Source organism: Clostridium sp. DFI.1.208 (assembly GCF_024463855.1).
Lineage (GTDB): Bacteria > Bacillota_I > Bacilli_A > Erysipelotrichales > Erysipelotrichaceae > Clostridium_AQ.
The window spans coordinates 69,382-79,689 of record NZ_JANGCA010000021.1 but is presented as its reverse complement, the minus strand read 5'-3'; the positions used below and the strand labels follow the sequence as shown (position 1 = coordinate 79,689).

Here is a 10,308-nt window from a genome sequence, read left to right as displayed (position 1 = left end):
AATTATATCACAAATTACCAATAATTACCATATAATAAAACGAAATATTTGACAAAATAATCATAAAAAAAGCCTTTGATAAAAAGCTTTAGAAGATGTTGGCTATATATAGTCTGTCAAAGACCCGCGCAAGAGAATTGAGAAAACTGCCGTCAGAAATAAAAAAGTTCCGCAAGGTATGCGGTTTCATTTTGGAAATATGGTAAAATGAATACGGGAGCGATGTTTATGAAAGAGTTTTTGTTTGTCGGCCTTGGCGGTGCCATCGGGGCGATGCTGCGCTATGGGATTTCCATGGTGCCTGTAAAAAGTGAGTTTCCGTATATGACACTGCTCATCAATTTTCTCGGTGCGATTGCAATCGGGATACTGGCAGCAATGAGCATGAGGCAGTCATTGTTGACTGAACACAGTCTGCTATTATTGAAAACCGGAGTATGCGGAGGATTCACCACCTTCTCCACCTTTTCTCTGGAGGCTGTTTCCCTGCTGGAGCAGCATAAAACAGGAATGGGAATCACCTATATTCTGGCTTCCGTGCTATTATGTCTGCTCGGTGTTCTGCTTGGAAAAGCCGTTCTTCATCCTCTGTGATGTGTGTTTCTGGCAGTCTTCCAGGATACAAAAAAAGCCTGTTTGCATTTGGATTCATGAAGTATCCCTTACCTGTATATTGGGGTTGCTTCAAAAAATACCACGCAACGGGCTTTTTGTAATCCTTGTTTTGTGTACCTGATCGCATTTCCTGCATGTCTTACAGGAGCATTGGCAACCATATTGGGATTGTTTACACACAAGGATTACGCCTCCTGCTTTGCAAGCAGTCTCTGAAATTCATCCATGGGCATGGGATGATAGTAATAAAATCCCTGAATCATATCACAGCCACGCTGCCGCAGATGCTCTGCCACTCGTTCATCCTCTACGCCCTCTGCAACGATCTGTACAGGAAAATGCTGAAGGATAGCAAGCAGACCATCCACAATCAGGAACGTATCCTCCTTTCTGTATGGATTTTGAAAAAGGGAGCGATCCAGCTTAATAATATCAATCGGCACCTTGGCGAGGACACTCATAGAGGAATACCCGCTGCCAAAATCATCCAGCGCACAACGAAATCCCGCCTTATGTATGGTATCCACCACCTTATATAGCTTGTTGGAATTATCCATGCTTATACTTTCCAGTAATTCAAATTCAATATACTCCTTTGGTATGTCAAACTGCTGAAACAATTCGATATATTCCTTCATAAACGGCTCATCCTCAAAGCTAGCCTTGGAAAGGTTAAAGCTGATGGGCACCATTCTCATGCCCTTTTGTATGCTCTCCTGGATCATGGCACATACACGCTCAAACACCATTTGATCTACATATCGGATATAGCTGTTCTCATTCAATACCGGCAGATATGATGAAAGAGGAATCATCGTACCATCTTCATCAAACCAGCGCAGCAATGCTTCTCCCCCGCATATTTTCAGGGTTTTGGCATCCACCTTGGGTTGGATATAGATGGAATAGGTCTCCTTACGGCATGCCTCTACGGTTTTCACCTCGAGCAGTGAGCGCATTTGAAATTCCTGCAGCTGCTTTCTTGTGAAAAACTTAAAATCCGAGCTTTTCTTTTCGTATTCCTCGGATGTCAGACGTGCAAGCTTGGCATAGAAGCAGCAGGTTTCAAAATCAGCCTCCGGAAAATCCCGCAGGCGACACACCCCCATGGAAAAAAACACCCTGTTAAAAAAACGTGGATCCTCTAATTCATAACCGTCATAGTCTTTTTGTATAAGCTCGTTTATAATCTGTTTTTTTCTCCATTCATGGATGAGGAAGAGAAAATCATCACCGCCTGTATAGAGCAGATACTGTCCTTCCTTCAACCCTTCAGTAAAAACCTTCAGAATCTGACGAAGCAGCTCCTCCCCTGTTTCATGGTCATGTCGACCAAGAAAATACCGGAATTTCTTAACATTATAATACAGAAGAGAATATTCCTCACGCGGCTGCAGCTGAGAGAATACAGCCTGAAGTTCAAAACGATTATATAGTACCGTACCATTGTTACCAGTCTTCATAATATTTGACCCTTTTTTCCTTTACTTGTTTTATTTTACCACACTTTATTCAGAAGATAACAGGAATTTAAAAGATTACCCGTAGCGATTGGTTTTCAGCCGATTCTACAAATGTTCAGACAGCTGCGCATCCCTCACAAATCATATGCCTATAACAGGTAACGAAAAGGGATAGCTGTATAAATGCGCATTTCATTTGAAAAATCTAGCAAAGAAAATAGCTGATTCAGGCAGTCACAAGGCTCTTTCACTAGCAAATATAAAATAGAAAAAAGCACAGCACCTCCTTACAGAAGTCCGCCGCCACCATTGAAATCGGGGTAATACAAAAAAAGCGCGTGTCAAATAGGCATTTGCGCTGTTGTGTTTACGATAGAAACGCGCATACCAAATAGGTATGGGCGCCTTGCTGTGGTTCATACTTGATGCTGTTAGCTTTATCGTTGCGATAGTTTATAATGCAAGCAGCTTTGCACTGCTTCCTGCTTTCGGGTATTGACAGCCATCAGAAGCTTTCAGGTTTTGCTGTTTACTTTTTATATGCGTATACAACAGCCTCCTTTTGTTATTTCCCACAGACGTTGTTCCGAATAGTTTATTGCTGTTTTAACTGTCAGCACTTTATCTGAAGAGTGATTGTATTTTTACCGCATGCGATTATTTATTGATGTTATCATGTTTTTGGTTTTCGTGCTTTATCCAAGGTAGTGACTGCTTCTTACAGCTTCCGTCCTCTCGTACAAAATGGTATCTTCCTGTGATTCTATCCTTCGTCAGTAATGCAATGATCTGCTTCTTACAGCTCCTGTTGTCTTTCCGTATAAATGAGATGCTTTCTGTGATTCTTTCCTTTGCGCTTTATCAGCGATATGCGTGGAGCATTCTTGATAACCGCTTGCCAAAGCAATACCGTACAGTGTTCAATCCTTGCGTGATTACAGTCCATGCACCCTTACATATTTCATGAAAGCGGCTCTGCTGCCGGCATCTGCGTTTTTCTTTTGGAGCCTGCAGATTTTACATAGAGAAAGATGATACCTCCTGCAACAAGCTGGATATGATATGTTGCCACACGCCACAGTATCATGACACTACTTGCTTCTGTTCTTCCAAACAGAACAGCAAATATCAGGATAAATGCACTTTCTGTCCATCCGGTATCCCCGGGAAGAGGTGTTAAGGCATTCAGCATATGAATACAAGCAGACATCAACAAAACATTGATCAGATCAGAAAGCGTCAAGGGTACATGCAGCGCCAAAGCAGCCACATAAGGAATTGCATAGAAAATCGTCATACGTAAAAAATTCAGAAGCACAGCCTCCACGATCATGCGGCGCTCCTTCTTCAGCTTTTTGATTTCCTCATTAAAATACAAAATCTGTCCCTGCCATTTCTCCAGCGTATATGCCTTATTTTTCACGATATGAAAACGAAAGCCGATATTGACAATGCCGCGGCTGATTTTTACATACAGTCTCGGGAATCTGGCCATCGTCCATAAGATCACAATAACAGAGGCATTGATAGCAAAGCCAAGCAGCACCAGAAAAAAGTAGAGCTGAAAATGCTCCAGTGCATAAGAAAAGCGTGTAAGCAGCAAAATGGTCACATAAAACAGAACGGTACTTTGGTAAAGGAAAAAATCCTTCCATAATACGCTGGCGATATCACTGTACTGCATATCCAGCTTGCGAAATGCATAGGTCTGTGCCACCTGCCCGCCGCCCAATGGTGTAACGCCATTGAAAAAAGCTGCAATATACGCATTGTGTATACCGTCCCATATGCGGATATCTGCTTTATAGGGCTTTGCAATCCGATATAAGACGATTCCCTGAAGCAGGTAATACGCAGTACCCAGCGCCGCGATACCTAACATCCAATACCAGGGTATATGAGAAATATTATATAAAACCTCTGCACAATCATCCTTTAACGCAAACCAGCAGGCAAAGGCTGTCAGTGACAGAAGCAATAGAATCTGTAGTATTCGTTTTTTCCAGGTAGTCTGCATAAAACACCCCGCTTTCTAAGCTCTCGAGTAAGTATAGCAGTTAAATCTTAACTTTCTCTAAATATTTTCATATCATTCTTCAAATCTTTTTCTACTCCTGCTTCCTTTATCCTGACATTTCCTGTCCCTTAAAAAGATATGCAGCAGCTTGCGTCTTTATTGCACGATATGAATTCCCTCTTTTAAATGATACGAAGGGCTCAAAGAAATCATGCAGGATGCCCTGTTATCAATCCCCATGTTTTTCCTATATGAAACACTCGAATAGCTTATTGCAATCCCGATCCATATGTTATAATGGAAAAAAGGCTTAAACATACAAAGTGAACATTCTAATACCATTATGCTGAAAGTAGGGGCTTTTGCATATCCTCCATAGTGGGGAGCCATTCCGAGTTCCAGTATGCAGACCGACAGAAAGCAGGTATAGGCTGTTAGAATGATAAATTAGATAAGCTCCATTCATTGTAGGAATCGATATGATGCTCTATACGTGTTATATGGCATGAGCTGTCTTTGCTTGTAAGAAAGGATATACGCATATGCTTCTGGATATATGTGAAGAACACAGAAAACGCTATGGCTGGCTGATTCGGCAGAAAAGGATAGCACTGGGCTATACCCAAAAGGAGCTTGTTGAAAAGCTGAATCATGCTGTTTCGCTTCGCAGCTACATCGCCTTGGAAAACGGAAAAGCGCTGCAGGATATGGATATCTATGATCAGCTGTTTGCCCTGCTTGGTCTCCAGTATAATTATGCATGTAATCCCGATCCCCTGCTGGCACCTTTTCTGGAAAAGCTTTTTGTAAGCTGGAATGCTTATGAGGAGGAGACATGCTGTAGCTGTATCCGCAAGCTGATGCAGCTTCTTTCTCCCTATAGACAATACAGCTGGGAGACCGTGGTTTTAAATAGTCTTTCTATCCTGCTGGATGCTTTGGAAAAGGATAGATTACTGAAGTCAGAGGAATATGACTGGCTGATGCAGTTTCATAGCGTACTGCCAAGAGAATTGGAATCTGTTTATGCTACCATCCTGTATCGCTATCAGTATAACCTTCCCCATGATCGAAAGCAGCTGCGCAGACTACTAACCTTATTTCCTATGCTTTCTCACCCTGATTCTGTGCAAAACTGTATTACCTATGCGCTTCATCAGACAAATCTGGAGCATAATGATCTGCCTGCATGGAAGCAGCTGCAGAGGTTTAGAAAGCAGGAGGAGCACAGCGGAAACTGGACAGCATTGTTTGATTTGTATCACTGGCTTTGCCTGATCAGCGCCCGCATTCATGTGCCGGCCTTTGAGGGCTTGCACAGGAAATGTGAAATGCTGCTGCAGGAGCAAGCTATCAAAGCAGAACGCATAAGCATCTATTATTTCAATCTATCGGGTGTTTATCATAACCAGAAGGAATATGAGAAGGAGGAATATTATCTTTGCCTGTTTCTGAAAGATCGTACCCGCCAGCTTCTGCCATTTATGTTTTGGTATATCCACAATCAGCGTCTTCAAGGAAAAGAGATTGAAAAGGTTCTGGCGCAATCCTATGATATGCGTGATTGCAGTGAACGTTTGCAGACTCTATGGGGTTTTTTTGAAATATTGCCTCATGTGGATGCACAGACTTCCCAGAAATATCTTATGAAGCAATGTCTGCCGTTGCTGAGTGAGCTTGCTGTGGAATTTCAAATCGTTTTTCTTCATGAGCTTCAGCTTTTGATCCCCAAGACCAGAAATTACAAGGATCTGCATCTTTATATGAAACAGCTGCAGCTGTGATCAAATCCCCTTACTCAGCTTACCTGCGTATTTCAAGTGATGGAAATTGCAACGGCTTTGAAGCTTCCTTTTCTGAGAAAGTCTTACTGCACCTGATCAGGAATTCATCAGCTTAATACCTCTTTTTTCAGCAATCTGCAGATTTTTTATGAAGAGGCGATACTTCCTGTATACTATTGGAAACAATAGGAGGTAGCATTTATGGAATTACAAGAATTGTATGAACACTTTGAGGAGGAAAAAAGACTCTTTCGCGGTTATGCAAGTCAGGTCGAATACCTGACAGCCATGCACTATATTCATCAATATGCTAATACACAGGCGCAGATTCTGGATATCGGTGCAGGCTGTGGCGCATATTCTCTCGCCTTAGCGAAGGAGGGGTATTCCCTTACCGCGGTGGAACCGGTCAAAAAACATGTTCAGATAATGGAAAGCAGAAAAACAAAGGATATGGATATCACCATTCTGGAACGTGATGTCGCACATCTGCCAAAGGACTGGAATTCAAAGTTTGATATGGTTCTCTGCTTCGGTCCCCTGTATCATCTGTCGGAAACTCAGCAGCAGCTAGAGGCTATCGAGGCAGCCTGCCGGGTATGCAAAAACCAGGGCATCCTGATGTTTGCCTATATCCCACATGATATGGTTATGGCATCGGAAACCATGCATGTGGAGGGATTCCTTATGCAAGATGAATTTGATGCGAAAACCCTGCAGCTTCACAATGACCCGTTTGTGTTTCATGACGAGCAAAGCATTGATGAGCTGTTTCACTCCTTTCCTTTAGAAAGGCTGAAGCATGTTGCAGCAGACGGCCTTGCGGAATTGATGAGTGAGCGTATCAATCGCTTTACTGCAGAGGAATTTCAGGTATGGATGCGATATCATTTGAAAACCTGCGAAAAGCCATCCTTTCTGGGGCACAGCAATCACAACCTTTACATTGCACGGAAAATCAGCCGTTAGCTGTTCCCGTTCATACAGGTCAAAGAACGAATGTAAAAAGCTTTCTAAATCTGTTGTGTACGCAATATAGAGGGAAAGCTTTTTTTGTCTTCTGTGAATGCATCCAGATGATTACCTTATGCTGTACATATCCCAATCTGAATACTTACAGGAAAAAGAAGGTAGGAAATCACAAGAACCTCGGAAATATGACATCTGCCGCATAGTTCATAAAAAGCACGGCCATGGCAGTGCATATAATATGGTTTAGTAAATTCGCATCGCAGTGATTCTGACCAAAATCTCATAGTCATCACTCTTTTTTTCATGTATAATGAAGACGATATAGATATATAGAAAAGGGAGCGTGCTGTGATATGCAGAAGCAAGAAAGTAAAGAGCTCTATGAGCAATTTCGCCGAAAGATTGAAACATCTGCATGGATTATTCTGCTTCTAATTTTTCTGTTGGAGGCAGCAATCGGCATTATCTGGGCCTGCAACGGCTGGATTTCAGAAGGGGATGATCCGCTAACCTATAGCGTGAAATACATAGTAGCTCCTACCGTCATCAATCTGATTGCCGTCAGTCTTTATCATTACACAGAGTATCATACCGGCATATCGGCAGCCAGTAAAAATTCCCTGCTCATCATGACCTTTACCATTATGTGTCTGACGATTTCCATCGTACATAACGCGGTTCGCATCGCCTCTATAAGCTTTCTTCTCCCTATCTTTCTAAGTGCAATTTTCGCTGATATAAGGGTAACAAGGAAAGCCTTTGTTTTAAACAGTATGTGTTATCTTGGTTGTATGCTGCTCAGCTATACACTGGCACAGCCGCAGAATCAGCGGTTTTTGACTCTGGATATCATTGCCGGAGCAATCCTGATGGTCGCCGCGTACCTGATTACGCGCAGCATTCTGCAATATGAACAGAGAACACGCAGCACGCTTGTTGCCTATAATAAGGAACAGGCGCTGCTGATCGAACAGCTGCGGATGGATGCCCTGACGGGGCTGTTTAATCACAATGCCTTTTACAAGCTACTGGAGGAGCAAATTGAAACAGCTGCGGAGTGTGATCAAGAGCTGGTTCTCGCCATTCTGGACATCGATGATTTCAAAAGCATAAACGATACCTTTGGTCATACACGCGGCGATTGTGTGCTGCGCGAGCTTGCGACAATCATGAAGGAGCTGGAAAACGAGCATACCATTCCTGCCCGTTATGGCGGTGAGGAATTCTGTGTACTCTTCACGAATGATACACTTTCGCAAGCAGAAAACAGAATGGATGTCTTACGCCAACGTTTTGAGAATCTGAGAATCGAGGAAATACAGCAGCATCAGGTCACCTTCAGTGCCGGTATTGCGGCCTACAAAAATAAATATCATACGTCCACAGTGATGATCAATGCTGCCGATGAAGCCTTGTACATGGCTAAGCGAAGTGGTAAGAATCGGGTGGTTGTATATCAAAGGGATTAGATTATTTGCAACACCGCATACAGAGACTGCAGGATGCTTACAAGGCACATCAGGATCATGACAGACCACCTTTTCGACAGGTCTGTTTTTTATGCCACTCTTTCTGCGATACCCCAGCATATCTAATAATTGTATTTGCATGGTGTGAAAATCGTCAGATACAAACAGCGATACAGTAGCATGCACGTTCTAATATTAAAGTTTATTCATATTTGCATGGTATAAGAATTGTCAGCTGCACACAGCTATGCAGGAGCATACATGTTTTAAGTGCATGTTTAAACAGAGCCGTATATACTCTACATTTCATAAACAATGTGCTTTTCGTTTCCGTTCAGATAAACAAAAAAAGCCGCTCTTTGGATGTGAAGAGCAGCACCATCGGGAGTAAATAGAGAAGATTGATGGCATGGTTATTGTATCACCTTTTCCTGTATATGCAAACTCATTTGCTCATTGTAGCTTTGTGTTGCCCATATGATTATTTCTGTATGACAGTCTTTGGAAAGCAGTATTACTTCTTCGCTGTTGTCCTGGTGGAAAGGCACGTACATGATGTGCATATGCATTATCGAAACAAATCCGTTTGTATGACTGGTGCTCTGAGATCATTCACATAGGGCCGTATGCTGCACCTCTTCAGCATTTCAGAAGTCATGTCCGCAATACGCGAAAAGCGATGTGCATTACCACCGATATAGCAGAGACTGCATCCTGAGAAACGAAGTAGCCAGGTGGTTACGATTCAGTCCAATTCATAAATATGTGATTTACGTATGAACTATTAGAATATGGGGCTAATGCAGCAGGTCCTATATTTTCATTTACTCTCATATGCTGATCCTTCTCAATGTTTCAAAGGGCTGTGAATCGTAACATCAGGTGTCATGATTCCTGTATTTTTTACAATTTTCTTATTGCCATAAATCTTTTTCTGTGATAATATAATAAAGCGTTAAAACATAGGGGTATAGTACAATGGTAGTATAACGGTCTCCAAAACCGCTGATGGGAGTTCGATCCTCTCTACCCCTGCCAGTTTACATCTTCAGATGCTCATTCGAGCGTCTTTTTTTTCATCATTTTTGGGAAATTCAGCAGGAGCATAGGCAACTGCTGTAGTTTCTGATACAATTCATACAGGTGATATATATGATTGAGCTTCCCGAAGCAAGAACAATAGCGGCGGATTTACGCAGAGAAGTACTTGGAAAAACCATTCAAAGTGTGTCCGGAAATTTCACGGATCACAAATTCACATTTTATTATGGAAATCCAGACACCTATCACGATCGACTGAAAAACAAAGCCGTAACTGCTGTAGTAGAGCGCAGCTTCTATGTAGAGCTGGAGATTCAAGACGAGATATTAACCTTTCGTGACGGAGCAAACATCCGGTGGTTTGCACAGCCGCAGCAATTCAAAAAAAGCAAGCTGCTGCTTATTTTTACAGATGGGAGCTGTCTGCACGTTACAACCTCTATGTATGCGGCAATTCATGTTTTTCCAAAGGCGGAAGGATCACAGGATGCCTACTATGAGACAGAGCTAAAAAGCTGTTCTGTGCTGGATGAGCGCTTCACCTATGACTGTTTTTTAAGCAAGCTGAATCATGAAACAGAAAAGCTGTGTGTAAAGGCCTTTCTCGCGACTAAGCAGAGGTTTGTCGGAATCGGAAACGGTGTCTGTCAGGATATCCTGTTTTATGCGGGACTGCATCCGAAACGAAAAATGAATACACTGACTAAGAATGAAGTATACGCCTTGTTTTCCTCAATGAAGCAGACACTGCAGCGAATGGTGCAGGAAGGCGGCAGGGATAGTGAGAAAAGCATTTATGGTATAAAAGGGGGATACCACTGTGTGATGTCTGCAGGACATTATAAGGATGGGTGCCCGACATGCGGCGGTGCTATTCAGAAAGAGCATTATCTGGGTGGAAGTATATATTATTGTCCACACTGTCAGAAATGAAAAAGCCGCCAGCT

7 protein-coding genes and 1 tRNA gene are annotated in these 10,308 nt (G+C 42.5%); 6 read left to right on the top strand and 2 right to left on the bottom strand.

The genetic code is table 11. From position 1 onward, the window contains the following. Positions 1 to 228: 228 nt before the first annotated feature. The gene (gene crcB, locus NE665_RS12390; RefSeq protein WP_117443587.1) at positions 229 to 594 is read left to right on the top strand and encodes a fluoride efflux transporter CrcB; all 366 of its coding nucleotides are present in this window, start codon (positions 229 to 231) and stop codon (positions 592 to 594) included. 206 nt (positions 595 to 800) lie between these two features. Here the strand turns inward: crcB and NE665_RS12385 are convergent, their stop codons facing one another. Both NE665_RS12385 and NE665_RS12380 read right to left on the bottom strand, forming a co-directional pair. Beyond that, positions 801 to 2,078, bottom strand: coding sequence for a GGDEF domain-containing phosphodiesterase (locus NE665_RS12385; RefSeq protein ID WP_117443524.1), 1,278 nt, complete (start codon positions 2,076 to 2,078; stop codon positions 801 to 803). A gap of 961 nt (positions 2,079 to 3,039) precedes the next feature. Further along, entirely contained in the window at positions 3,040 to 4,095 is a 1,056-nt protein-coding gene (locus tag NE665_RS12380) for a lysylphosphatidylglycerol synthase transmembrane domain-containing protein (RefSeq protein ID WP_117443525.1), read from the bottom strand. A gap of 542 nt (positions 4,096 to 4,637) precedes the next feature. Here NE665_RS12380 and NE665_RS12375 point away from each other — a divergent pair. The 5 genes from NE665_RS12375 to NE665_RS12355 all read left to right on the top strand — a co-directional run bounded on the left by NE665_RS12375 (position 4,638) and on the right by NE665_RS12355 (position 10,294). After that, positions 4,638 to 5,879, top strand: coding sequence for an XRE family transcriptional regulator (locus tag NE665_RS12375; RefSeq protein WP_117443526.1), 1,242 nt, complete (start codon positions 4,638 to 4,640; stop codon positions 5,877 to 5,879). Positions 5,880 to 6,080: 201 nt separating this feature from the next. Continuing rightward, positions 6,081 to 6,848: a class I SAM-dependent methyltransferase gene (locus NE665_RS12370; protein WP_117443527.1), complete on the top strand. Its 768-nt coding sequence runs from the start codon at positions 6,081 to 6,083 to the stop codon at positions 6,846 to 6,848. A gap of 356 nt (positions 6,849 to 7,204) precedes the next feature. Further along, positions 7,205 to 8,320 (top strand): GGDEF domain-containing protein, encoded by a 1,116-nt coding sequence (locus tag NE665_RS12365; protein ID WP_118654713.1) that lies wholly within the window; start codon positions 7,205 to 7,207, stop codon positions 8,318 to 8,320. A gap of 964 nt (positions 8,321 to 9,284) precedes the next feature. Then, positions 9,285 to 9,358: transfer RNA gene (locus tag NE665_RS12360), tRNA-Trp, on the top strand. A gap of 114 nt (positions 9,359 to 9,472) precedes the next feature. Further along, a complete protein-coding gene (locus NE665_RS12355; RefSeq protein WP_117443529.1) occupies positions 9,473 to 10,294 on the top strand; it encodes a DNA-formamidopyrimidine glycosylase family protein in 822 nt (273 codons plus the stop codon). Positions 10,295 to 10,308 lie beyond the last annotated feature (14 nt).